The 525-nt window shown below is 41.9% G+C and carries 1 protein-coding gene; it reads right to left on the reverse strand.

Annotated elements, in window-relative coordinates; translation table 11 throughout:
- Positions 1-163 precede the first annotated feature (163 nt).
- On the reverse strand, positions 164-525 hold a 362-nt coding region (locus ACTHUR_RS17975; RefSeq protein WP_440400105.1), incomplete at its 5' end, for an aminopeptidase N C-terminal domain-containing protein.

The raw sequence follows: 525 nt of genomic DNA on the forward strand, positions 1-525 counted from the left end.
GAGCCTGTTTTATGCAGGCTCTTTTTTATTCTTATGCCCTACCCTCAACGAAAATTAATTTAAGCGTTGTATATAAAAAGGCCGTCTGAAACCAATCAGTTTCAGACGGCCTTTAGTCTATCTATCCTTATTGCCAAATAACAATAAGTTCAACAGACAAGCTTTATTTCTCATTTAAAATCTTACCAACAATCTCGCCCACATCTTTGGACAAACCTTCTTGTGCATGGATGCGTTGCAACTCTTTAGTCATAACGGCTTTGCGGTTGGCTTCCAATTTGTTGCAGATGTTGAAAGCCTGCACCAGTCGAGCGGCAACTTGCGGATTAAAGCGGTCAATTTCCATCACTTTATCTGCTACAAAGCGGTAGCCGCTGCCGTCTTCTGCATGGAAGTGCGGAATATTACGACTGAAGCTCATCAATAAAGAACGGGCTTTATTTGGGTTTTCAATACTGAACTTAGGATGATTCAAGGCCGTCTGAACTTGCTGTAAAGTATCTTTCCGGCGACTTGAGGCAATCA

The sequence above is a fragment of the Neisseria sp. P0021.S007 genome, assembly GCF_051956855.1.